Source organism: Vibrio sp. JZG10 (assembly GCF_054064075.1).
Genome location: NZ_JBSUGE010000027.1, coordinates 23991 through 48731, shown reverse-complemented (window position 1 = coordinate 48731; position 24741 = coordinate 23991). Strand labels below are relative to the sequence as shown.

Below are 24741 nucleotides of genomic sequence, written 5' to 3'. Positions count from 1 at the left end.
TTCTGAGTTCCCCGAACATATAACCAATGCCATTCGTGTGCTTCCTTGCTACGGCTCAGGGAATCTAATTATTAGAATAAGTTAGATGAATAAAAAAGCCCCAAGTGGGGCTTTTGTGGCTTGCGTTAGATTTTAGTGATCCACGGCATCGCCTGCACCAACAGGAACACGAACGTGTTCAACAAGATCTTTAACTTCTTGAGGTGTTTCCGCCGTAACTTTCGATACCGCGAATGCCACGATGAAGTTAAATAGTGCGCCGATAGCACCAAACGCGTTTGGCTCAATACCTAGGAACCAGTTGGTTCCCCAGCTTTCTAGATATTTCCAGTCAGCAACGAATAGGATGCCTTTGTGCTGGAATACGTAGAACAGTGTGATACTGATACCGGCAATCATACCGGCGATTGCACCTTCTTTATTGATGCCTTTGCTGAAGATACCCATCATCAACGCAGGGAAGATGGATGACGCAGCAAGACCAAAGGCGAGCGCCACCGTACCAGCTGCAAAGCCAGGAGGATTCAATCCGAGATAGCCTGCGGCTGCGATTGCCACCGCCATCGAGATTCGGCTGGCAAGCAGCTCCTTCTTCTCGGATATGTTCGGATTTATAACCCCTTTGATTAAGTCATGGGAAATCGCCGACGAAATAGCGAGCAACAGACCCGCAGCTGTGGATAGTGCTGCAGCGAGACCACCAGCGGCTACGAGTGCAATGACCCAGTTTGGTAGCTTAGCGATTTCTGGGTTTGCTAGTACCATGATGTCACGGTCAACTCGCAACTCATTGGTGTCAGGGTTTGAGGTGTACTCGATCAGGCCATCGCCATTCTTATCATCAAAGCCTAATAGACCTGTTGTTTCCCAGTTTTTGAACCAATCAGGGCGCTCATCATACGCAAGGTGTTGGCCCGGAGCTGGGTTAACGGTATCCATTAGGTTTAGACGAGCCATTGCTGAAACTGCTGGCGCTGTTGTGTATAGAATAGCGATGAACACAAGTGCCCAGCCTGCAGAAGTACGCGCATCACGTACCTTAGGTACCGTAAAGAAACGGATGATAACGTGTGGTAGACCCGCAGTACCGATCATCAATGACATGGTGTAAACGAACATGTTTAGTGTGCTACCGCGAACCTGCGTAGTGTATTCACTAAAGCCGAGTTCGGTCACCACTTGGTCGAGCCTATCGAGCAGATAAACATCGGTGCCTTGAATGGTACTACCGAGGCCAATCTGAGGTAGCGGGTTACCTGTAAGTTGCAGAGAGATAAAGATTGCAGGGATAGTGTAAGCAAGAATGAGTACGCAATATTGAGCAATCTGCGTGTATGTGATGCCTTTCATGCCGCCAAGTACTGCGTACATGAATACGATACACATACCAATCAGTAGGCCTGTTGAGTAATCAACTTCTAGGAAGCGACCGAAGGCAACGCCAACGCCTTTCATCTGGCCGATAACATAAGTGACCGATGCGATGATAAGACAGATAACCGCCACGATACGTGCCGTGTTCGAGTAGAAGCGTTCACCAACAAACTCTGGCACCGTAAACTTACCAAACTTACGTAGATAAGGGGCGAGTAACAGTGCAAGCAGTACGTAACCACCCGTCCAACCCATTAGGAATACGGAGCCGCCGTAACCCATAAAGGCAATTAGGCCTGCCATTGAGATGAACGATGCCGCCGACATCCAGTCAGCAGCGGTTGCCATACCGTTAGCGATTGGGTTTACCCCGCCACCTGCGACATAGAACTCTTTGGTTGACCCCGCACGCGCCCAGATCGCAATACCGATGTAGAGGACGAAGGTTGCACCAACAACCAGGTAGGTAATAGTTTTCAAATCCATCTGAGTTACTCCTTACTCATCTACGCCGAATTCACGGTCGATTTGGCGCATCTTCCATGCGTAATAGAAAATAATACCTAGGAAGGTGTAGATGGAGCCTTGCTGAGCAAACCAGAAACCAAGTTTGTATCCACCTAATTGAAATTGATTAAGTACGTCGACAAATAAAATGCCGCAGCCGAAAGACACTACGAACCAGATGACCATAAGGCCAATCATGAGCTTCACGTTTTTGTCCCAATAGGCTTTGGCTCTTTCTTCGCTTTCAAATGCCATTGCCGTCTCCTTACGATTGGTATTGTTGTTAAAAAAATGTTTCAACATGTACATTAGCAAGGTGTTGGCAAGAACTCTTTTCAACTTTAGTCGGGGTATAAAAAATAAAAAACTCCCGTGATATGGTCGCTTAGAGAAAAGTTAGGGTTATTTATTAATGTTAAAAAGCTGTTAAATTAGCCAAAGGTCTAAGGAGAGAAATGATAAAAAGCACGAATAAGAGACGTGATTAATTTTTTCTTCATTGATTTTAGCGATCCTTAACAGAAACATTCTGCGTTCTTCTTTTTATCAATCAGCGAAAAAATTGGCGTGAAAAATTCACAAGTAATTTATTTACATAAAGTTTTCGTACCAAATCACCGTTTTAGCGCACAATAAAGTAATATAACTGAGTCATTCTCGTACAACCTCGCGCTTTGGGACGGTTTAAGGAGGAGGCAGATTAAGGCATTAACTTATTAACGAAGTCGCCTTAGCTCATCACAAGCATATCGTTTTTCATTAAGGGAGGGTGAGAATGGACGCAGACACCATTAACAGTTTTTTTCTTATAGGTGCGTTGTTAATCGCACTTAGCGTTCTTTTAAGCCCAGTTTCCTCTAAGTTGGGAATCCCAATTCTTTTGGTATTTTTAGCCGTTGGAATGCTGGCGGGGGAAGACGGTTTAGGCGGTATTTTATTTGATAATTTTTCGATCGCTTACTTGGTCAGTAACCTCGCATTAGCCATCATTTTGCTCGATGGTGGTATGAGAACACGGGTTGCCAGCTTTAGGGTGGCGTTATGGCCTTCGGTGTCCTTGGCAACGTTTGGGGTTGCGATCACCACTATTTTGACCGGGCTGATGGCAACGTGGTTATTCGACTTAGACTTGCTGCAAGGTATATTAGTTGGTGCGATTGTCGGCTCCACAGATGCTGCCGCGGTTTTTTCTCTACTCAAAGGTCGTAGTCTTAACGAACGTGTTGGCTCAACGCTGGAAATTGAATCCGGCACCAATGATCCTATGGCGGTGTTTCTGACTGTTACTCTGATTGCTATTTTAGCGACCCCAGATGCAGATTTGAGTGTGGGCTTTTTGGCGCTCAGTTTTCTTAAGCAGTTTGGTATTGGCGCTTTACTCGGTTTTGCTGGTGGCTGGATTTTGTGGAAGGTCATCAATCGTAATCAACTGCCGGATGGCTTATATTCGATTTTAACCGTCAGTGGTGGCTTGCTGATTTTCGCTTTATCTAATGCATTAGGTGGCAGCGGTATTCTGTCAATTTATCTGGTTGGTTTACTGCTAGGTAATCGTCCAACACGCAGCCGCCATTCCATTCTTCATGTGCTAGATGGCATGACGTGGCTAGCTCAAATCGGTATGTTCCTCGTGCTTGGTTTATTGGTTACGCCTTCCAACTTGCTCTCTATTGCGTTGCCTGGTTTGGCGCTGGCCTTTGGGATGATTTTATTTGCCCGTCCAATCTCGGTTTGGATCGGTTTACTGCCATTCAAGAGTTTCACACCACGTGAAAAGTGGTTTGTTTCTTGGGTGGGCTTGCGCGGTGCTGTCCCAATTATTCTGGCAGTATTTCCAATGATGGCAGGATTGCCAGATGCGCAGTTGTACTTCAATTTGGCGTTTTTCGTGGTAATGGTCTCTTTGATTGTACAAGGTGGCACATTGACTAAAGCGATGTCTCTGGCGAAGGTAGAGCTACCTTCTAAACCTGAGCCAATTTCACGCACAGGTGTGGAGATTTACCCAACTAGTGAGTGGGAACTGTTTATCTATAAGCTTAAAGCGGATAAATGGTGTATTGGTGAACCATTGCGTAGTCTTTCGATGCCGGATGGAACGCGCATCGCCGCAGTATTTCGCAATAAAGCGTTATTGCATCCGTCAGGTAGTACGCGCCTCGAAGAAGACGATACCTTGTGTGTGTTGGCGCAAGAAAAGGATTTGGATGCCCTGAGCTTGCTATTTAGTGAAGCGCCTGAGAAAGCGTCATTGGCACGATTCTTTGGTGATTTCTTCCTAGATATTGAAGTGAACCTTGCCGATATTGCGATGATGTATGGCCTGAACTTGGGCGATGAATCACTCGATAAAAGCTTAAGAAACCTTGTAGAAGAACAATTGGGGAGTACACCAGTGTTAGGGGACCAATTCGAGTGGCAAGGCTTGCAATGGATCATTGCCGATGTCGTTGACCAACAAGTCACCAAAGTAGGTATCCGTTTGCCAAGCGAGTAAAGCCTGCTCGCTGACGAGGAGTGAGTCTAGTCGTTCATCTCCGTTAGCATGATGACGGCTTGTGTGCGGTTTTTTACGCCGAGCTTGCGGAAAATCGCCGTCATATGCGCTTTGATGGTGGCTTCTGAAACATTCAATTCATAGGCGATTTGTTTGTTCAGTAAGCCATCTGACAACATCCCCAACACCTTATATTGCTGTGGCGTTAGCGCGGCAATCTTCTCCGCTAAGTCATTACATGCCGCGTTATTGGTGATCAGCCCTTCAGGAAAATACGGGTCGCCATTGAGCACTTGATTGAGCGCATTCACCAATTCGCGCATATCGCTCGATTTAGGAATAAAACCAAACGCACCATGGCTTTTCACTTGTGTCACGATCGCTGGCTCTTCACTAGCCGAGACGACGACGATTGGTAAGTCTGGGTGTTCTGCTCGCAAGTGAATCAAGCCAGACATACCATTTGCTCCTGGCATTTTGAGATCCAATAGCACCAAATCTGGCTCTTCTTCTCGCTCTAACAAAGCCAGCAGTGCGTCGAGTGAGTCCGCTTCCAGCAAATTTGCCCCACTGATTGCCATGTGGATAGATTGAAACAAGGCATTACGGAAGAGTGGGTGATCATCTGCAATGATGATGGTGTAGGTCGAATCCATGACGTTAAACACTTTTGACTATTTCGTTAAATTTATTATTGTCCAGCTTTGAGAGAGTGGACAATATTTATTCGCTAAAAGTCTGAACCAAATCGACTTTTATTAGGAAAATTGCATATAAGCGCAATTTTCTCATTCAAATCTGGGTAATAAAAAACGCCAGTGGTCATCACTGGCGTTTGAATATCTGATGATCAGAATTGTTGGATGTGCTCTAAGAAAGGCTCGGCTTGCATAAAACCGGTTAAACGCGCGTTTGAAACGTGTTCGCCATTCGCATCCCAGAACTCGATGGTTGGCAAGCCAAGTACGTTCATGTGTTTGAGTAACTCAATATCTTGCACTTGGTTCTTGGTTACATCAGCTTGCAGAAGAACAAAGTCTTTTAGCTTGGCTTCGACGCTTGGATCATGGAAGGTGTACTTCTCAAACTCTTTACACGCCACACACCAATCGGCGTAGAAGTCGAGCATCACAGGTTTGCCAGCTGCTTTGGCTAGCGCTAGTTGTTCTTCCAACTCCGCAACATTGGCAATGCGTGTAAAGCTTACGGAAGTTTGTTGAGCTTGCGTTGCGTTATTACCAAACCAGTAATTTAATACTGGCTGTGCTGACGCGAGCAAACCCAATACGGCGATGATGCCAACGGCGCTTTGTTTCCAGCCACCAAACTCCAAGCTGTTTTTCACATGATACAGCCAACCAAAGGCAGCGAGGCCCAGTGTTGACCACAGAATTGTTGACCACATTTCTGGCATGATGCGTTCCAACAAGAAGATAGGTGCGGCAAGCAGAATAAAGCCGAACAGCGTTTTCACGCGGTCCATCCAACCGCCGGCTTTTGGTAGCAACTTGTTGCCAAATACCGCCACAAGGATCAACGGAATCCCCATGCCCATCGCCAGCGCGTAAAGGGCGACCCCACCAGTGAGTAAGTCGCCACTTTGTGCGACGTAAAGCAGCGCACCAGAGAGTGGGGCGGTAGTACACGGAGAACAAACCAAGCCAGATATTGCCCCCATTGCAAACACGCCAGCACTGCTACCACCTTGCTGCTTGTTACTTAAGTTATTCAGCCACGTTTGCACGCTGCTTGGTAACTGCAATGAGTACAGACCAAACATCGACATAGCTAATGCGATGAACAGTACACTCAAACCAATCAGCACATAAGGGTGTTGCATCGCCGCTTGGAACTGCATGCCCGCAGACGCCACTACAAGGCCGAGCAGCGTGTAAGTCAGCGCCATGCCTTGTACGTAAACAAATGACAAACCAAGCGCACGACGTTGGCTCAGTTTGCCGCTACCAAGCACGATGCTGGTGAGAATGGGATACATCGGCAGTACACAAGGGGTAAATGCTAGACCCACACCAAGTGCCAAAAACAACAACGGCGTCCACCACTTGTCGGCTAGATTCGCGGCTAAGCTATCTTGCTCACTGACTGGTACTGAAGTGGTGGTTGATTTTGTTGTTGGCTGTGCTTGTTCTGTCGTTGGTGCCTTGGCAGTCGGTGCTACGGTGTCGGAATTGGATGAAGAAAACGCGCTGATAGGAATCACGCGAGTTTCTGGCGGGTAACAGAAGCCTGCTTTCGCACAACCTTGGTATTGCACGACTACGCGAGCACCGTCTTGCCAATCATGCATTGGTACATTAACGAAGAGAGGTTGAGTATAGATATGCACGTCACCAAAGAATTCATCTTTATGCGGTGTGCCGTCTTCCATTTGCAGTTCGCCTAGCGATACTCTCTCACCAGCTACAGACAAGCGCTCTTGATATAGGTAGTACCCGTCACGTACCTGCCAATCGAGCATCAATTTGTCATCTTGCTGGTAGAAGTTAAATGGAAACGCCTGATCAACCGGAACAAAGCTGTCGCTGCTGCTACCAAAACTGTTGTTCTGGCTATTGTTAAACTGGTCTTTGCCAAATAAAGCTAAAGACGGAGTGGAAAAGGTAATGAGCCCTAAGAGTAAAACGGAAAGTAATGCGCGCATAAAAGAGTCAATTCATCTTAGATAATTGCCGTTAGTGTAACTCAATCAGACCCGGAGGCGAGTCAATAAGTTTCATGAAAATGAAGATTTATTGAGCATAAATCAAGACAACAGGCAATAAAAAAGGGAGCCGAAGCTCCCCGAGTAAGACTCTGTTTCTACTAGATCAGTAGACCACCGAATGCGAAGCCAAGTGCTACCGCAGAAGCGATGGTTACCACACCAGGTACAAAGAATGGGTGGTTGAATACGTACTTACCGATACGAGTTGAACCCGTGTCGTCCATCTCAACCGCCGCAAGTAGCGTTGGGTAAGTTGGCAGTACGAATAGCGCACTTACTGCTGCGAAAGACGCAACGGCGGTTAGTGGTGCTACACCGATAGCAAGTGCTGCTGGCATTAGCGCAACCGTGGTTGCACCTTGAGAGTAAAGCAGCATAGACGCGAAGAATAGAACCAGTGCTAGCATCCATGGGTAGTCTGCTAGTAGCGCACCAGCCACTTCTTTGATGCCTTCAACGTGCGCGTTAACGAAGGTAGAACCTAACCATGCCACACCAAGAACACACACACACGCTGTCATACCAGAGCGGAATGTTGCTGCTGCTGGGATTTTGCCAGCGTCGATTTTACAGCTCATTACGATAGCTGCCGCGGCTGCTAGCATTACCGTCATGATAGCTTCGTTACGACCTAGAGCAGGGTTCTCGATAAGGCCAACAGAGCCAGAAATTGCTGCTGCGTAACACACTACGAATGCGATTGCGCCTAGGAAGATGAAGGTAGCTTTCTTCGCTGTTGGTAGGATTTCGCGTTTTGCTTCTGTATTTAGCTTGATTAAGCCTTTTTCTAGACGCTCTTGGTATTCAGCATCGTCTTTTAGCTCACAGCCCATGAAGTTCGCCACGAACGCACCGATCATGCACGCGATGAACGTCGTTGGGATACAGATTGCTAGTAGTGTTAGGTAGTCAACGCCAAATGGGTGCAGCATTGCCGCGAACGCGACAACAGCCGCTGAGATTGGTGATGCGGTGATAGCGATTTGCGATGCCACGACCGCGATAGACAGTGGACGAGAAGGGCGCACGCCTTGGCCTTTCGCTACTTCTGCAATCACTGGCAAAGTAGAGAATGCCGTGTGGCCAGTACCCGCCATTAATGTCATTAGGTAAGTTACGATAGGCGCATAAAAGGTGATGCGCTCAGGATGCTTGCGCAAAAAGTTTTCAGCAACTTGCACCATCCAGTCTAAACCACCAGCGACTTGCATTGCTGCGATAGCCGTGATGACAGACATGATGATCAAAATTACGTCAACTGGGATGTAAGCTTGGCTTGTTGGCACACCTAAGATCAAAGACAACGCAATGACCCCAGCACCACCAGCAAAACCAATGCCGATACCGCCGATTCTAGCCCCCAAATAGATGAAGAGCAGAACCACGAAGAGTTCGAGCATGACCATATTGATACCTCTTTAGTTTTTATTTGATTCTGATTTTTTGAACACTCAGGAACAGGAGTAAATGCTCAGAGAATTAGAACCCAGTGGCCTAATGGCAATAAAGCATATAAAAAATGTGGTTAACCGTATGAGAGCCTAAAAAAGGGGCCTGAGTGGCCCCCTTCGAATTAGTTATTACTCGTAGCGTTTCGCTTTGTAAGTTGGATGCATGAAGTTTTCGACTGACAAGATTTCATCAAGCTCTTCTGCGGTTAGCAGGCCGCGCTCTAGCACAACTTCGCGAACACTCTTACCGGTTTCCGCACAAATCTTACCTACGATGTCACCTTCGTGGTGGCCGATGTATGGGTTTAGATAAGTGACGATACCGATAGAGTTGTAAACGTAGTTTTCACAAGTCTCTTTGTTGACCGTGATGCCGTCGATACATTTATCACGTAGGTTCACACACGCATTGTGTAGTAGAGAGATAGACTCAAACATGCTTTGTGCGATAACTGGTTCCATTACGTTTAGCTGTAGCTGACCGCCTTCTGCTGCGAAAGAAACCGTGTTGTCGTTACCTAGAACTTTAAAGCAAACTTGGTTTACTACTTCTGGGATAACTGGGTTTACTTTTGCTGGCATGATTGAAGAACCTGCTTGCATTTCAGGTAGGTTCAATTCATTTAGACCAGCGCGTGGGCCAGAAGAAAGTAGACGAAGGTCGTTACAGATCTTCGATAGTTTCACCGCTAGACGTTTTAGTGCACTGTGCGTCATTACGTATGCGCCACAGTCAGAAGTCGCTTCGATAAGGTCTTCTGCCGCAACAACGTCAAGACCTGTTACTTCCGCTAGGTGTTTTACTGCAAGAGCTTGGTAGCCAGTCGGTGTATTTAGACCTGTACCGATTGCGGTTGCGCCTAGGTTGATTTCTAGGAGTAGTTTAGAGGTGTAATCTAGAGCACGAATCTCTTCGTTTAGTGTTACTGCCCAAGCGTGGAACTCTTGACCTACAGTCATCGGTACCGCGTCTTGTAGCTGAGTACGACCCATTTTCAGTACATCTTTAAACTCAATTGCTTTAAGTTCGAATGCGCCTTTTAGGTACTCAATTGCTTCCATTAGTTTGTGTACGCTGTTGTAAACCGCGATACGGAAACCCGTTGGGTACGCACAGTTGGTTGATTGGCTCTTGTTTACGTGGTCATTTGGGTTAACAAATTCGTATTGACCTTTCTCTTTACCCATTAGCTCAAGCGCAACGTTTGCGATCACTTCGTTTGTGTTCATGTTCACGGAAGTGCCCGCACCACCTTGGAATACGTCTGATGGGAACTGATCCATGCACTTGCCAGTTTCTAGGATCAAATCACACGCTTCGATGATGTAGTTTGCAACGTCTTTTGGAATCGCACCAAGTTCTTTGTTTGCTAACGCCGCTGCTTTTTTGGTCATTACCATACCGCGTACAAATTCTGGTACGTCAGAGATGGTCATATTAGAGATGTTGAAGTTCTCGATCGCACGTAGCGTATGAATACCGTAGTACGCATCTGCAGGGACATGACGTTGACCTAATAGATCTTCTTCAATACGAGTGGCTGGGTTTGCTGTTTTTGGAGCATCAGATAGGGTAGCCATAGCAGGATCCTTAGATGATAATTCTGATAATAAAGTTATTTATTAGCCATTTCTGCAATCTAGAATCCATTCATCAGAATTTTTGGCTGGAAAATCCGTCCTGACTTATGTGGCACATGATACTGCACCTAGCGCATAAAAATAGTAACTAGATCACCTTTTTCGTTTTTCATGAGTCAATAATTTGCAAAGTATGAACGGGTTATTAATAACCCTTTATGGGTACTCGATTTTCCTCGACAAACATGGGTTTTTAGAGTTCGAAATTAGCACTTTAAAAGCACGAAAAAATCGGTATGCAATTGAATGAAACACTCCACTACCACTTTTTCTGCGTAGGAAGAGACCAGTATGAACACGCTTTTTTACAACGATTCGTTTGAGCTTAGTCCGCTTTTACCATTACACTGAATTAAACAAAGGAGGGCGTGTGTTTCCTATCTTATTATTGGCGTTTATTTTTGTCCCGATCATTGAAATCGGCTTATTTATTCAGGTGGGCGGCTTTTTAGGTTTATGGCCGACTATCGCATTAGTATTAATCACGGCATTTGTCGGTGCATCGTTGGTGCGCAGCCAAGGCATCCAAACTCTGATGTCGGTGCAGGGGCGTCTGGAACAAGGTGAAATTCCAGCCCAGCAAATTTTTGAAGGTGTAATGCTAGCGGTGGCTGGCGTGCTGCTGTTAACACCGGGCTTTATGACCGATGCTCTTGGTATGCTGGTGTTGCTTCCTGCACCACGCGCCGCGATTGCCAAATACTTGATGAGTAAAATGGTGGTGAAAACCATGCATGGTGGTGGCTTCCAAGGTGGTTTCTCTAACCAAGGGCCATTTGAGCAAGACCCGTTCCGCCGTGACCCATTTAATTCCCAGTCAGACGATGGCAATACCTTTGAAGGGGAATACGAGCGTAAAGACGATGATGATCGCAACAAGCTCAACTGATTGAGTCAGAGAGTAAAGAAAACAAAAGGGCGCACTAAGCGCCCTTTTTTTGTGTTTGGAATTCGTGGTGCTTACAACGCGCCTTCAAACCCCATTTGACGCCATGCTTCAAAAGCAATGATCGCAACGGCGTTCGAAAGGTTTAGGCTGCGCGCATCTGGCATCATTGGAATGCGGATACGCTGCTCCATTGGCAAGCTATCGATGATTTCAGCAGGCAAGCCACGAGTTTCTGGACCAAACATCAATACGTCACCTGCTTGGTATTGTGCATCAACGTGGTGACCTGTGGTTTTGGTGGTGCAGGCAAACAATCGGTAGTTACCTTGTTTCTCTTTCTCTAAATATTCTAAGAATGCTTGATAGTTCTTATGACGCGTTACGCGAGCTAAATCATGGTAATCCAAACCAGCGCGGCGGACTTTCTTCTCTTCAAGATCGAAACCTAGAGGTTCAATTAAGTGAAGGTTTGCACCGCAGTTGGCACAAAGTCGAATGATGTTGCCGGTGTTCGGCGCGATTTCTGGTTCGTATAAAGCGATATCAAACATGGTATTGAAATAGAGTTGGTCAAATAGAGGGGCAGTATATACCCAAGTCAGCAAGATATGCGAGATTCAGCAAGATTGACCTGGGTATGAAAGCAGGCATTAGCGCGGACGTTAATACCGTAAGTATCGATGCTCTTTATAATAGAGCGTGAGCGTAATTTTCTTCAACCGCTCGCCAGTTGACGACGTTCCACCATGCGTCAATGTATTCTGGGCGACGGTTTTGGTAGCTGATGTAATACGCGTGCTCCCACACGTCTAATGCGAGGATTGGTTCGCCGCGTACATCCACTACGTCCATCAGAGGGTTGTCTTGATTGCTGGTGGACGTAATGTGAATCTCACCATCTTTTACGATCAACCATGCAAAGCCAGAACCAAAGGTATTAATCGCGGCTTGGGCAAACGCTTCTTTAAATTGCGCAAAGCTACCAAATTTATCGTTAATTGCCTGAGCAAGTGCGCCTTGAGGCTCACCGCCACCGTTTGGAGACATGCAATTCCAATAAATGATGTGGTTGTAGTAGCCGCCGCCATTATTACGCACTGCAGGGCTGAGCTTAGAGATATTGTCAAAGATCTCGTCTAATGACTGAGTTTCGAGCTCGCTCCCTTCAACGGCACTTACGAACTTATCGAAATAAGTCTTGTGATGTTTGCTGTAATGCACTTCCATGGTTTTCGCGTCGATGTACGGCTCTAGTGAATCGTACGGGTAAGGCAGAGCGGGAAATGTATGTGACATAGTAAATCCTCCTTAATTGGAAAATTTACTTTAATGCTAACGATAATTATTATCAACTTTGATCTTTGTAAGGGTATTCGAAGGCGTTCCCACCCAATTTCTAAAGTGAAGATGAAGCCGTGAATCTCTCACTCTAGAAATAGGGTGTGGCTTACTGTTAGCTCATCGGCTTGAAGTTAACGATTGATAGGTAAGGTGATACTCATGCGCAATCCGCCTAACGGACTTCGACTGGCGACGATCGTTCCACTGTGCTGGCGGATGGCACTTTCGGTAATGGTTAGGCCGAGACCCGTGCCGCCGGAGTGGCGATCGCGGGCCGTTGAAACGCGATAGAACGGACGAAAAATCGCGGCTAATTCTTCTTCAGGAACGCCCTCGCCATTGTCATCAACCGTGATATGCAGCGTATCATCATCGGCCTTGATGTCGATTTGCACCTCATCTTTCCCGTAATAAATGGCGTTACGAACGATGTTTTCCACCGCACTCATCAGCAGTTTAGGATTGCCGGAGATACTTCGTTTTGGCAGTTCAGAATAGTGTAGGTGCTTACCCATTTGCTCAGCTTCAAACTGCGCATCTTTAATGATCTCTTCCCACAAACTTTCCAGTGGCTGCGTTTCGCGAGTCATATGGCTGTTCGCCTGCATGCGAGACAGTTCAAGCAATTCGCTGATCATCTGTTCCAAGCGCTGCGCTTCGGTATCGATACGAGTCAGTTCTGGGCTTTCGCCTTGTTTACGCGTTGCTAATGCGCTTGCCATGCGTAGACGAGTTAAAGGTGAGCGCAGCTCGTGAGAGATATCGGATAGCAGGCGTTGTTGTCCTGAAATCATTTGATTAACCGCCTCGACCATCTGGTTGAAGCTGCTGCCAGCCTGACGAAACTCTGCCGTGCCTTTTTCTAAATTTGGGTCTGTGACAAATTCGCCTTTCGCCACACGTTGAGCGGCGGCTTCAAGACGACGCGCTGGCTGACTTAGTGCCCAGGCAAGCCATAACAGCAATGGTGTACTAACCAGCATGACCGCGAGCAACAGCTGGAATGGGTGATCAAACAGACGCAAGAGTAGTGGTGGTGGCTCATTCCACTTGAAGCCCACATACATCAAGATATCGGAGCCAGCCAAAGTTATCGGGATTGGACCTGCAATCATGTATCGACCATACAGTTTCTGCTTTGGCTGGTTGTAATCTTCGATACTGGTGACAAAGTTTTGCATGGCACGTAATTGGAAATTACTGCGTTTTTCTGTCGTAAGAACATTACCGCTGTAGTCAGAAAAAAATACGCGCGGACGAGGGTCATGCTTACCGTGACGGTTACCCTCGATACGAAATAGTATTCGACCTAAATCAGTTTGCTGACTGTATTTTTGTTGGATTGCGTCACGCGTTTCTACCATACGTTTATAGTGCTCTTCTGGAATGTCGCGAGCTTTGCGAGGGTCCAAATGTGGCAGTGATAGCACAGCTACCAACACCAATAACATAGTGAACGAAAAAATGGCAAAGATGCGTCCATACAAGCTATTGATGTTTGGCAGTTTGATGCGTGATAGGCGCATTAATCCTCCTCAAGCAGCATATAGCCACGACCACGCAGGGTTTTGATTCGCGGCTTGCCATTGCTCTGATCTGGTAATTTTTTACGTAAGTTCGAAACATGCATATCGATCGCGCGATCAAAAGCAGCGAGTCGTTTACCAAGCACATCTAGGCTCAATGTTTCTTTAGTTAGCACTTGTCCTGGGTTTTGCACAAAGTGGGTCAACAGAGCAAACTCGGTTGCTGTGAGATCGAGCAACTGTTGATCGCAGTATGCTTCTTGTTTACCTGGGTAAAGACGGAGCTCTTGATACTCAATGCAATCGCTGTTTTTGGTGTTTTTCTGTGTGCTGCTGGTACGGCGTAAGATCGCACGGATACGAGCTAACAGTTCACGGTCACTAAAAGGTTTCGGTAAATAATCATCCGCGCCTAGCTCTAAACCGATCACGCGGTCAATTTCTTCCCCTTTAGCGGTCAGCATCAAGACAGGGGTTTCCCAGTTTTCACGCAAGCGTTTAAGGGTTTCCATGCCATTTAGCTTCGGCATCATGACATCCAACAAAATCAAATCAATCTTATCATTTACCGCAGCTAAGCCTGCTTCGCCATCATTTGCTTCGCTGACGTCAAATCCTTCGAAACTGAGTACTTCTTTTAATAAGCTGGTTAGCTCGATATCGTCATCAATTAAAAGAATGTTTGCCATGGGGGCACCTATAGTAAGTTACCGATAGATTAATATTACATTGGAATGATGTGCTGCGAAGAGGGTAAAAATCACTCTTTACGATTCTTTACGCTCCCTATACGTCGCTTTACCTAGTGGGTCGTATTCTATACTCAAGCGCTGTGAGAACAGCTCAGAAGAATCACTCACCTGTGTAAGGAATCAAATTATGAAATCTGCAAAAAAACTTGTGTTAGCTGCTGTTGTTCTACCTCTTACTCTCGGCGCAGCAAGCGCATTCGCTTACGGTGGTAAAAACCATCATCAAGGCCCGCGTGATGAATGTGGCATGGGAATGGACCGCGGCATTATGCGTGATTTGAGTTTGACGGATGCTCAAAAAGATCAGCTTAAGTCTTTCCGTGAAGCAAACCGCGCACAGATGAAAGGCAAATATTCTGAAAATCGCGAAGCTCGTATGGCTGAGCGACAAGCACACCATGCAAAAATGCAGTCACTCTTACTAGCGGATAGTTTTGATGAAGCACAAGCGACCGCATTAGCAAAAGAAATGGTTGAACGTCAAACTGAGCACCGTGTGCAAATGCTAGAAAGAAAGCACCAAATGCTGAGCGTATTAACGCCAGAACAAAAAGCAGAATTTGTGAAGTTGCAAAATGAACGCATGCAAGAGTGCGGCGATAGAATGCATAAGCGCATGGAAAAATACCGCAATAATTAAGTCATGAATTAATGTTATATAAAGAGGCAGCCATTGGTTGCCTCTTTTTGATCTGGTTATTTCATGGGCATTCAATATACTCAACGTATGGTTTGAGTTAACTCTTTGATTATGAAACAGCAATATGCACGTTTAGTGACGACCGCAGCTTGGACTGCAACTATTGTGGCGACTCTTCTCTTGATTGTAAAAGTCATCACGTGGTGGGTAACCGGCTCAGTTAGCCTATTGGCATCACTTATCGACTCAATGTTGGATATCGCCGCGTCGGTGGTAAATCTCGTTGTTGTCCGTTATGCCTTACAACCAGCAGACCGCGAACATACGTTTGGGCATGGTAAAGCTGAGTCTCTAGCGGCCTTGGCTCAGGCGATGTTTATTTCGGGGTCGGCGGTGTTTTTGATCCTGAACGGGATTGACCGATTTTTCCGTCCACACGCACTGCATGCGCCGGAGCTCGGTGTTTATGTATCGCTGTTTGCGATTGTGGTCACACTTGGCTTGGTGATGTTCCAAAAACATGTGGTACGCGTGACAGGGAGCCAAGCAATCGCGGCAGATTCTCTGCATTATCAGACTGATTTGTATATGAACGCTGCGATCATGGTGGCTCTGGGACTCAGCTACTTTGGCGTGACACAAGCGGATGCGGTGTTTGCGATTGGCATTGGTGTCTTCATTCTTTACAGCGCCTTCAAAATGGTCAGCGAAGCGATTCAGACGTTATTAGACCGAAAGCTGCCGGATTCCGAATTGGAGCAAATCCGCAATGAATGTTTGAATGTGAAAGGGGTTCTTGGGGTTCATCAACTGCGCACCCGTATGTCAGGACCGACACGCTTTATTCAGTTGCACTTGGAGCTAGACGATAACTTACGTTTAATCGAAGCGCACTATATTGCCGATAAAGTTGAAGAAAACCTTTTAGCTTTGTTTCCTGATGCGGATGTTTTGATCCATCAAGATCCATTGTCTGTCGTTTTTGGGCCAGAGAAAGAGCAAAAAGCGCAAGATTGGTAGGGCTCGAAAAATCCATAAGTGCCTGACGACAAACAGGCACTTATTGACTATCTTTCCATCAATACTTATTAAGATTCGTGATCCTGATGTGAATCAACAAAGTTTCATAGAGAAACTGTAATACTCTTACATAAGTAGAAAAGTTACATAAAAAAGTGCGTTTTCATTGGTAATCCTGTAGAGGAAATGTAACATAACGCACAGTTCTGGATTATGCAGGTTGCTTGGTAACAAGGGGCCTAAAAGAAAATTAAATAATTGATTGCCAAAGATCGAGGGTGAGCATGATTAAGAAGATCGGTGTTTTAACAAGTGGCGGTGACGCACCTGGTATGAACGCGGCGATACGCGGCGTAGTACGTACAGCACTATCCGAGGGATTGGAAGTATTCGGTGTGTACGACGGCTACCTAGGCCTATACGAAGGCCGCATCGAGAAGCTAGATCGTTCTAGCGTTTCAGATGTGATCAACAAAGGTGGTACGTTCCTAGGTTCTGCACGTTTCCCTGAATTTAAAGAAGTGGAAGTGCGTGAAAAAGCGATTGAGAACCTGAAAAAACATGGTATCGATGCGCTAGTCGTGATCGGTGGTGACGGTTCGTACATGGGTGCGAAGAAACTGACTGAAATGGGTTACCCATGTATCGGTCTTCCAGGCACAATCGATAACGATATCGCTGGTACTGACTACACAGTGGGCTACCTAAGTGCACTAAACACAGTTATCGATGCAATCGACCGTCTACGTGATACTTCTTCATCTCACCAACGTATTTCAATTGTAGAAATCATGGGTCGTCACTGTGGTGACCTAACTCTGATGTCTGCAATCGCGGGTGGTTGTGAGTACATCATCACTCCAGAAACTGGTCTAGACAAAGACAAGCTGATCAGCAACATCCAAGACGGCATTGCAAAAGGTAAGAAACACGCAATCATCGCGTTGACTGAGCTAATGATGGATGCTAATGAACTAGCACGTGACATCGAAGCGGCGACAGGTCGTGAAACTCGTGCAACAGTACTTGGTCACATCCAACGTGGTGGTCGTCCAACTGCATTTGACCGTGTTCTAGCATCTCGCATGGGTAACTACGCTGTTCACCTATTGATCGAAGGTCATGGTGGTCGCTGTGTAGGTATCGTGAAAGAGCAACTTGTTCACCACGACATCATCGACGCGATCGAAAACATGAAGCGTCCAGTACGCAACGATCTATACAAAGTTGCTGAAGAACTGTTCTAAGCAAGTTTGAAATAGATAAAGAAAAACCGCGGCTTTCCGCGGTTTTTTTGTATTTGAGTATTAGCAAAAGGAAGCTGACGCATCGGACAAAATCTTACGAAGCGCTGCTCTGTTCAATGAGCGTCAATTTACGTTCGCGCAGTGCAAACATATAGCCAAGTAGGCCACCTAACGTATTCCCCACTGCGATACCTATAAACAAGCCTTCAATACTGTAAATTTGGCTTCCGATCCATGCCGATGGCAGGGTAAACACAAACAAACGCATAAAGCTCCATTGGAATGCTCGTAATGGTTTGTGCATCGCATTCAACCCACTGATTAACATCATCACAATGCCTTGAAAACCATAACTGAACGGCACCACAAGCAGGTAATGCCACAGCAGATTTTTAACCGCTTCTTCCTGCGAGAACAATGCCGCTAGAGGAATACTCAATGGCACCATCATCAAGAAGATAAACCCTTGGAACACCACCGCAAAACGCATGCTGATAAATAAGCCGGAAAAGGCGCGTTGAGGTTTTTTCGCCCCTAAGTTTTGTGCCATGAATGGCGTGAGTGCTGAGGTCAGAGACATCAAGACTAGGATCAAAATAGACTCAATACGCTGCGCCGCACCGTAAGCCGCAACTGCTGCCGTACCGTGGCTGGATAAAAGCATCATCAAAATTGCGCCCGACAATGGATTCATCGCGTTCGACAGTGCGGCAGGAGTGCCGATTTTTAACGTTTGCTGCCAATCTTGTTTCAGTAAGGACCATTGGGGTTGAGCGAGCAACTTTTCGCGTTTAACTAGCACATAGAATGAGCCACATAGTGCACCTAACCAGCTAAAAGCACTGGCTATTGCCGCCCCTTGGATGCCAAGCTCGGGGAATGGGCCAAGTCCGAAGATCAGTAGTGGATCGAGCATGCCGTTAATCAAGCCTGCCAACATCATGATTTTGGCGGGTGTTTTTGTATCCCCAGATGCTCGTATCGCACTGTTGCCCGCCATCGGGATCACCAACAATGGAATGGTGAGATACCACACCTGCATGTACTCTTCGATGAGTGGAATTAGGTCGTCGGCTGCGCCAAGAAAGCGGAACAGTGGTGCAATGGTGGCAAAGCCAATCGAAGAGGCGATAGCCACGAGTAACACCGCTAATAACAAACCGTGAGTGGTAAACCGAGCGGCTTGTGGGGCGTGACCTTGTCCAAGTAAGCGACCAATATTGGTCGATAGACCCATCCCTATCCCCATCGTGATGCAGTTAACCGCAAAGGTTACAGGGAAGGTATAGCTGATCGCCGCTAGCGCTTGAGTACCAAGCAACGAGATAAAAAACGTGTCCACCAAGTTAAACATCAAAATCGCGATCATGCCCATGGTCATGGGGACGGTCATTTTCCGCAGCGTTTCAGGAATGGGTGCGGTCAACAAACCATGCTTATCGGTCGCTTGGGGTTCCAGCTTGTTATTTTCCTGCATGTATGACAACTATGTGGTGAGCAAACTGCAAGGATACAAGAAAGCGAGATGCTGGGCGAGTGAGCATTTCGAACGCAAACCGTTGCTTAGTTGTTCGTTATTTTAACTAAGTCACAAAAATTTTGTGCCACCCCCTTGGGATCGCTGCTTCGACCCCTTATATAGGGATCACGTGTCTGGGGCTACAGTCCCTAAGGACAATTATCAAATAAACATGGAAATTTTCAGGAGAGACGACCGATGAACATTCGTCCATTACATGACCGAGTTATCGTTGAACGTAAAGAAGTTGAATCTAAGTCTGCTGGTGGCATCGTTCTCACTGGTTCTGCTGCAGAAAAATCAACTCGCGGTGTTGTTCTAGCTGTGGGTAAAGGCCGCATCCTAGAAAACGGCACAGTACTGCCGCTGGACGTTAAAGTTGGTGATACTGTTATCTTCGCTGAAGGTTACGGTACAAAAACTGAAAAAATCGACGGTAAAGAAGTGCTTGTCATGTCTGAAAACGACATCATGGCGATCGTTGAATAATAGCAATCATTGAGTAATTTTTTGCTCAGATTCAATTACGAAATTACACACAAAGAATTTTAGAAAGGAAATCAAAGATGGCTGCTAAAGACGTTAAATTTGGTAATGACGCACGAGTTAAAATGCTAGAAGGTGTAAACGTTCTGGCTGACGCAGTAAAAGTAACACTGGGTCCTAAAGGACGTAATGTCGTTCTAGACAAATCTTTTGGTGCACCGACTATCACGAAAGATGGTGTATCAGTAGCGCGTGAAATTGAACTGGAAGATAAATTCCAGAACATGGGCGCACAAATGGTTAAAGAAGTTGCGTCTAAAGCAAACGACGCGGCAGGTGACGGTACAACAACAGCAACAGTACTAGCGCAATCTATCGTAAACGAAGGTCTAAAAGCAGTCGCTGCGGGTATGAACCCAATGGACCTTAAGCGCGGTATCGACAAAGCAGTAGCAGCAGCAGTAGAGCAACTAAAAGAGCTTTCTGTTGAATGTAACGACACGAAAGCGATCGCACAGGTTGGTACTATCTCTGCAAACTCAGACGCAAGCGTAGGTAACATCATTGCTGAAGCAATGGAGCGTGTGGGCCGTGATGGCGTTATCACTGTTGAAGAAGGTCAGGCGCTACAAGATGAGCTAGACGTAGTAGAAGGTATGCAGTTCGACCGCGGTTACCTATCTCCTTACTTCATCAACAACCAAGAGTCAGGCAGTGTTGATCTAGAAAACCCATTCATCCTGCTAGTTGATAAGAAGATCTCAAACATTCGTGAACTTCTTCCAACGCTAGAAGCTGTAGCGAAAGCGTCTCGTCCACTGCTTATCATCGCAGAAGATGTAGAAGGCGAAGCGCTAGCAACATTGGTTGTCAACAACATGCGTGGCATCGTGAAAGTTGCTGCAGTGAAAGCACCTGGCTTCGGTGACCGTCGTAAAGCAATGCTACAAGACATCGCTATCCTAACTGGCGGTACTGTGATTTCTGAAGAAATCGGTCTAGAGCTTGAAAAAGTAGCACTAGAAGATCTAGGTCAAGCGAAGCGTGTTTCTATCACGAAAGAAAACACGACTATCATCGATGGTATCGGTGAAGAAGAGATGATCTCTGGCCGCGTAGCTCAAATTCGTCAACAAATCGAAGACGCAACTTCAGACTACGACAAAGAGAAACTACAAGAGCGCGTAGCGAAACTGGCTGGCGGTGTTGCAGTAATCAAAGTTGGTGCAGCAACTGAAGTTGAAATGAAAGAGAAGAAAGACCGTGTAGAAGATGCGCTAGCCGCAACTCGTGCAGCGGTTGAAGAAGGTGTTGTTGCTGGTGGTGGTGTTGCACTTATCCGCGCGGCATCTAAGATTGCTCACCTAACGGGTGACAACGAAGAGCAAAACGTTGGTATCCGCGTTGCACTACGTGCAATGGAAGCGCCAATCCGTCAAATCACGAAGAACGCAGGTGAGGAAGACTCAGTGGTTGCGAACAACGTGAAAGCGGGTGAAGGCTCTTACGGTTACAACGCGGCAACAGGCGAATACGGCGACATGCTAGAGATGGGTATTCTAGACCCAACGAAAGTAACTCGTTCTGCGCTACAGTTCGCAGCATCGGTTGCGGGTCTGATGATCACGACTGAAGCAATGGTTACTGACCTACCGCAAAAAGACGCACCAGCGATGCCTGACATGGGCGGTATGGGTGGCATGGGCGGTATGGGTGGCATGATGTAGTGCGACGAGAGTCGCGTAGGTAGCTAGCCGAGCGGGCTACGTCCATAGTAACCACTAACTTTGTGTTGTGGTTACTATCCCACCCGCCGAAATAGCAAATAAATAAAACCCGATATTCGGGCTGAACCCAAGCCCGAATATCGGTCCTCGTAAGAGGTCCGATTTTAGGCATGGGCGAAAGTCTGTGTCCCTCGCTTTAGGCGAATGATATACGTTGAAGCAGCGCTATCAGTGTCTGTGAAGTAACGGGAATATTCGTGTCTTATTTAAGCTTGAGCCACCTGCACGGTGCGAAGCTGTTTTCATTATTGTCTTAACCAATTTCATACTCGAACGGGTAGGTGATTGGACAGTGAGACCTATTGTTCAGCCAATAGTAGCCTAGGGATAGTGCATCTGCGGTAACGCGGTGTGCGGAGCTTCCTGACAATGTACCCCCACGCAAGTGGTTAATCCTTGCTGCGAAGTGAAGGTTAAGACAATTGCCAATAGCAGGTGGTTGAGGGGCTAGGCTGAGTTATATGGTTAACGTAAGTGAACTACTGATAAACACCGTCAGCCGCGACGAGCGTAACGCTATTGTCGTGACGATTAATTGTCCCCTCGGGAGGATTAGCCGTCACCAACGCTCTGACCAAAAGGTATATGGCCGGTTATCTCTTTTACATCTGGGGATACGCTGACTCATGCGCCATCGGTGGATAGGTAGAACCTAAGTAACTCGTGTAATGAAAACGGAACTCGGAAACCCCGTATCTTTGCCTATCAACGGGCAGGCAACTTGTAAGAGAAGCTGTTGAGGGTGCGGGCACAGGAGAGCAGAAGAAGCGAAAGCCAGTTTGTAATGAGCTGGATAGAAAGCCAACGTGCTTTCACCGGAAACGGGGCCCACGTCTGCTTGGTCTTTAATTGCGTGAAAATCAGTAAAGCCGTCAAGTTTTACGGTAGTTGAAACTGTCAGAGCCCAATGGTGGGCGTTACCTTTCCTATTTGAGGATTTCGGGTACTGTCAGTAACAAGTTCAAGCCTCATAGGGTAAATCTCTGCCCTATGGGGCATAGATGCGCCTTGTGTTGCTTGATTAACTTATCGTTAATGGAGGAAAGCAAGGTGCATACTTCAATGCGAATTGACGTATCTGCATCCTCCCACCAGACACAGCAGTGGCACAGCATCGACTGGTCACTAATGTATCGTACGGTGAGAGGGCTACAGGTACGGATCGCAAAGGCAACGAAAAAGTCTGACTGGCGACAGGTCAAAAGACTGCAACGTATGTTAACTCGTTCGTTTGCTGCCAAGGTGATAGCCATTCGGCGAGTCACCGAAAACAGAGGGAAAAACACCGCAGGGGTTGACGGGGAAACTTGGAGTACACCTGCAAAGAAATGGGAAGCAATAGAGCAGCTACAGCGAGCGGGCTACAAGCCCAAACCGCTCAGGCGAGTCTATATTCCCAAAGCCAATGGTAAGAAGAGGCCGCTGGGGATACCGACAATGAGAGACAGAGCAATGCAAGCTCTATACTTGCTAGCTCTTGAACCCATATCGGAAACCACGGCGGATCGAAACAGCTATGGCTTTCGCCCGAATCGCTCTTGTGCTGATGCTATCGAACAATGTTTCGTGAATCTCAGTCGCAAGGCCAGTGCTCGTTGGGTGCTGGAGGGTGACATCAAAGGGTGTTTTGACTTTATCAGCCATGATTGGCTTATCGGCAATATCCCTATGGATAAGGCGATACTCAAGAAATGGCTGAAAGCCGGATTTATGGAATCTGGGAAGTTTAACTCGACGGAGGCGGGTACACCACAAGGTGGGATTATCTCACCCGTACTAGCCAATATGGCCTTAGATGGACTGGAAACGGTGCTCGAAACCCACTTCGGGAAGAAGAACACAAAAGCCAGTTACAAAACTAAGGTCAACTATGTGCGTTATGCAGATGACTTTATCATCACTGGAATCTCGAAAGAGCTACTGGAAAATGAGGTTTTACCCATTGTTGAAGCCTTTATGGCAGAACGAGGGTTGCAATTGTCAGCAGAAAAAACGCTGATCACGCACATAGACGACGGGTTCGACTTTCTCGGGCAGAATTTGCGTAAATACGACGGCAAGATGTTGATTAAGCCGTCAAAGAAAAACGTGAAGAACTTTCTGCGCGGTATACGAGATTATCTCAACAGCCATAAAACGGTGCCAGCTTCAGCTATGATAGCGAAGTTGAACCCGATGATCAGAGGGTGGTGTAACTACCACCGCTGGGTATGTGCGAGTGAGACATTCAAGTATATTGATTGCCGGATCTGGAAAATGTTGTGGCAGTGGTGCCGTCGAATTCATTTGAATCGCCGTAAGCGCTGGATTAAAGACAAGTACTTCAAATCAGTGGGCGATAGAAACTGGGTATTCAGCGCACCAAAACCGAAAGGGGAAGATGGCCACTACCGCCTGCTTAGTGCAGCGAGAGTGAAAGTCGATAAACATGTGAAAATTCGGGCAACAGCTAACTGTTACCTACCGGAGGACGAACAATACTTTGAGCGTCTGAAGATGCAAAGATTGAAGAAATCTTTGTCGGGTAACTGGAAGCTATGGAAGATTGTCGAGAGACAAGACTACAAATGTGCGGTGTGCCATCAGCAGTTCAACTCAGAAGATGAATGGGATATTCACCATATTGTCAGAAGAGTGGATGGCGGCACGGACATTAGCTCGAATTTGATGATGTTGCATATAAACTGTCACAGGCAGATCCACAACAACAAAGGTAGTTTGTCGCTATGAACAATGAGCTTTATCTATGGGTATGGCTATTAGGTTTAATAGCAACCATAGCCTGTGTTGGAGTGGTCTTCTGGTTATCAAGTCGTTTTAAATAATGTCTTTAACCAGAAATAATACAACATGTTGGGTTGAGAGTTGTCGTTTCTGTCCTTATATAGTATTTGTCCAAATCCTATACTAAGGAGGTGATCAATGGGCAAAAACCAACACGTTGTAAAGCGCCCCGACGGGTGGGCTGTGCGCGGAGAGAATAACTCACGCGACACTTCACATCATCGTACTCAAGAGGAAGCCAGACAGGCCGCTCGCGAGATAGCGAAGAATCAGCAAAGTGAAGTTGTAATTCACAGACCTAATGGTCAAATAAGAGATAAAGACTCTTATGGTAATGACCCATTTCCGCCCAAGGGGTAGTGTTGTTGGCCTACACGCAAGTGTGGGTTTATAAAGGCTTGAGCCGTATGCGGGGAAACTCGCACGTACGGTTCTTAGGGGAGGGGTAGTCAGGAATGGCTGCTCCTTACCCGACAGCCAGCTTATCTCTTTGCTCTAAGGGAATCCTTATAGCGGAAAGATAACCGACCAAACCTTTAAAAGTCGAGGCATTTG

20 protein-coding genes are annotated in these 24741 nt (G+C 46.6%); 9 read left to right on the top strand and 11 right to left on the bottom strand.

Annotation, left to right across the window (positions count from 1 at the left end; all coding sequences use genetic code 11):
- Positions 1–132: 132 nt before the first annotated feature.
- On the bottom strand, positions 133–1860 hold the full coding sequence (locus tag ACWYVB_RS21765) for a sodium:solute symporter family protein (protein WP_005397550.1): 1728 nt from the start codon (positions 1858–1860) through the stop codon (positions 133–135).
- A 12-nt stretch (positions 1861–1872) separates the two neighbouring features.
- Positions 1873–2136: a DUF4212 domain-containing protein gene (locus ACWYVB_RS21760; RefSeq protein WP_005397548.1), complete on the bottom strand. Its 264-nt coding sequence runs from the start codon at positions 2134–2136 to the stop codon at positions 1873–1875.
- A gap of 520 nt (positions 2137–2656) precedes the next feature.
- On the opposite strand from ACWYVB_RS21760, the gene ACWYVB_RS21755 reads away from it, so the two are divergent.
- Positions 2657–4378: a potassium/proton antiporter gene (locus ACWYVB_RS21755; protein WP_457530127.1), complete on the top strand. Its 1722-nt coding sequence runs from the start codon at positions 2657–2659 to the stop codon at positions 4376–4378.
- Positions 4379–4404: 26 nt separating this feature from the next.
- On the opposite strand, the gene ACWYVB_RS21750 is transcribed toward ACWYVB_RS21755, so the two are convergent.
- From ACWYVB_RS21750 to aspA, 4 genes are all read right to left on the bottom strand, one after another.
- Positions 4405–5034, bottom strand: coding sequence for a response regulator (locus ACWYVB_RS21750; protein ID WP_005397542.1), 630 nt, complete (start codon positions 5032–5034; stop codon positions 4405–4407).
- Between the two features lie 194 nt (positions 5035–5228).
- A complete protein-coding gene (locus ACWYVB_RS21745) occupies positions 5229–7040 on the bottom strand; it encodes a protein-disulfide reductase DsbD (RefSeq protein WP_457530125.1) in 1812 nt (603 codons plus the stop codon).
- A gap of 161 nt (positions 7041–7201) precedes the next feature.
- Complete coding sequence (locus tag ACWYVB_RS21740; RefSeq protein WP_457530123.1) at positions 7202–8509, bottom strand: anaerobic C4-dicarboxylate transporter; 1308 nt, start codon at positions 8507–8509, stop codon at positions 7202–7204.
- 174 nt (positions 8510–8683) lie between these two features.
- Positions 8684–10135, bottom strand: a complete 1452-nt coding sequence (gene aspA / locus ACWYVB_RS21735) for an aspartate ammonia-lyase (RefSeq protein WP_005397540.1) — start codon at positions 10133–10135, stop codon at positions 8684–8686.
- Positions 10136–10565: 430 nt separating this feature from the next.
- On the opposite strand from aspA, the gene ACWYVB_RS21730 reads away from it, so the two are divergent.
- Positions 10566–11084 carry an FxsA family protein gene (locus tag ACWYVB_RS21730; protein WP_053807754.1) on the top strand — a complete coding sequence of 173 codons (519 nt, stop codon included), beginning with the start codon at positions 10566–10568 and terminating at the stop codon, positions 11082–11084.
- 71 nt (positions 11085–11155) lie between these two features.
- Here the strand turns inward: ACWYVB_RS21730 and trmL are convergent, their stop codons facing one another.
- The 4 genes from trmL to ACWYVB_RS21710 all read right to left on the bottom strand — a co-directional run bounded on the left by trmL (position 11156) and on the right by ACWYVB_RS21710 (position 14640).
- Positions 11156–11635 (bottom strand): tRNA (uridine(34)/cytosine(34)/5-carboxymethylaminomethyluridine(34)-2'-O)-methyltransferase TrmL, encoded by a 480-nt coding sequence (gene trmL / locus ACWYVB_RS21725; protein WP_005382381.1) that lies wholly within the window; start codon positions 11633–11635, stop codon positions 11156–11158.
- 136 nt (positions 11636–11771) lie between these two features.
- The gene (locus ACWYVB_RS21720) at positions 11772–12380 is read right to left on the bottom strand and encodes a superoxide dismutase (RefSeq protein ID WP_005397537.1); all 609 of its coding nucleotides are present in this window, start codon (positions 12378–12380) and stop codon (positions 11772–11774) included.
- A gap of 176 nt (positions 12381–12556) precedes the next feature.
- The gene (gene cpxA / locus ACWYVB_RS21715) at positions 12557–13951 is read right to left on the bottom strand and encodes an envelope stress sensor histidine kinase CpxA (protein ID WP_457530120.1); all 1395 of its coding nucleotides are present in this window, start codon (positions 13949–13951) and stop codon (positions 12557–12559) included.
- Entirely contained in the window at positions 13951–14640 is a 690-nt protein-coding gene (locus ACWYVB_RS21710) for a response regulator (RefSeq protein WP_005397534.1), read from the bottom strand. Before ACWYVB_RS21710 ends, cpxA begins: the two co-directional genes overlap by 1 nt.
- Before the next feature lie 190 nt (positions 14641–14830).
- Between ACWYVB_RS21710 and ACWYVB_RS21705 the strand changes: the two genes are divergently transcribed.
- From ACWYVB_RS21705 to pfkA, 3 genes are all read left to right on the top strand, one after another.
- Positions 14831–15343: a CpxP family protein gene (locus ACWYVB_RS21705; protein ID WP_114324032.1), complete on the top strand. Its 513-nt coding sequence runs from the start codon at positions 14831–14833 to the stop codon at positions 15341–15343.
- Between the two features lie 111 nt (positions 15344–15454).
- Entirely contained in the window at positions 15455–16363 is a 909-nt protein-coding gene (fieF, locus tag ACWYVB_RS21700; protein WP_005397530.1) for a CDF family cation-efflux transporter FieF, read from the top strand.
- A gap of 284 nt (positions 16364–16647) precedes the next feature.
- A complete protein-coding gene (pfkA, locus tag ACWYVB_RS21695) occupies positions 16648–17610 on the top strand; it encodes a 6-phosphofructokinase (protein WP_005397529.1) in 963 nt (320 codons plus the stop codon).
- Positions 17611–17704: 94 nt separating this feature from the next.
- Here the strand turns inward: pfkA and ACWYVB_RS21690 are convergent, their stop codons facing one another.
- The gene (locus ACWYVB_RS21690; RefSeq protein ID WP_301657784.1) at positions 17705–19087 is read right to left on the bottom strand and encodes an MATE family efflux transporter; all 1383 of its coding nucleotides are present in this window, start codon (positions 19085–19087) and stop codon (positions 17705–17707) included.
- 240 nt (positions 19088–19327) lie between these two features.
- On the opposite strand from ACWYVB_RS21690, the gene ACWYVB_RS21685 reads away from it, so the two are divergent.
- The 4 genes from ACWYVB_RS21685 (at position 19328) to ACWYVB_RS21670 (ending at position 24546) form a co-directional block, all read left to right on the top strand.
- Entirely contained in the window at positions 19328–19618 is a 291-nt protein-coding gene (locus ACWYVB_RS21685) for a co-chaperone GroES (protein ID WP_005381516.1), read from the top strand.
- A gap of 77 nt (positions 19619–19695) precedes the next feature.
- The gene (gene groL, locus ACWYVB_RS21680; RefSeq protein ID WP_005381509.1) at positions 19696–21342 is read left to right on the top strand and encodes a chaperonin GroEL; all 1647 of its coding nucleotides are present in this window, start codon (positions 19696–19698) and stop codon (positions 21340–21342) included.
- 1122 nt (positions 21343–22464) lie between these two features.
- Entirely contained in the window at positions 22465–24132 is a 1668-nt protein-coding gene (ltrA, locus tag ACWYVB_RS21675; protein ID WP_225468021.1) for a group II intron reverse transcriptase/maturase, read from the top strand.
- 192 nt (positions 24133–24324) lie between these two features.
- Positions 24325–24546 (top strand): DUF2188 domain-containing protein, encoded by a 222-nt coding sequence (locus tag ACWYVB_RS21670; RefSeq protein WP_000517703.1) that lies wholly within the window; start codon positions 24325–24327, stop codon positions 24544–24546.
- Positions 24547–24741: the final 195 nt, after the last annotated feature.